General features: G+C 77.6%; 1 protein-coding gene. It reads right to left on the bottom strand.

The features are described 5' to 3' along the window. Positions 1-628, bottom strand: a 628-nt coding sequence (locus LPA54_RS34625; protein ID WP_228984599.1) for a class I SAM-dependent methyltransferase, incomplete at its 3' end; no start/stop codon positions are given. Positions 629-657 lie beyond the last annotated feature (29 nt).

Here is a 657-nt window from a genome sequence, read left to right as displayed (position 1 = left end):
GTTCCTCCTCCTGCCCGTCGGCTGCGGCCGTGAGCTGGTCGGGCAGTTCCCGGCGCAGTTGGCGCAGGGCCGTGGAGAAGGGGGCGAAGGGCAGGCCGTCGGCGCCGATCTCCACGCATCCGCCGAGGGCGACGATCCCGCCCCGGTCGCGGACGGTGGCGGCGAACTCCTCCACGAGGGGGTGGCCGGGCGGGAGGGTGACGAACCAGCCGCGCCGCAGGTCGTCCACGGTGCGGCGGGGGCTGCGCCCCTGGCCGTGGCCCCGGAAGCGGGCCTCCCCCGCCGGGACCAGTCCGTGCCCGGCCGCGCAGGCCGCGACCGTCGCGGGGTCGTCGGGCACGGGGCTCGGCGGGCGGCCGGCGAGCACGGCGTCGATGTCGCTGCCCACGTTGTGCGACAGCCCCTTGTGCACGGTGGTGACGTACACCCCGCCGGGCCGCAGCACCCGCGCGCACTCGGCGACGACGGCGCGCACGTCGGCGGGGTCGGCCAGCAGGTGCAGCAGCCACACGCTGACCACCGCGTCGAAACAGACGTCCCGGAAGGGCAGCCGGCGGCTGTCGGCGCGCACCACGGCCCCCGGGAGCCGGGCGGCGGCCCGCGAGGTCATCGACGTGGACAGGTCCACGCCGGTGACCCGCAGTCCGGGGCGTGACG

The sequence above is a fragment of the Streptomyces sp. DH12 genome, from assembly GCF_020873895.1.
GTDB lineage: Bacteria > Actinomycetota > Actinomycetes > Streptomycetales > Streptomycetaceae > Streptomyces.
Note: the sequence above shows the minus strand (reverse complement) of the source record. Positions and strands in the feature narration are given on the sequence as shown.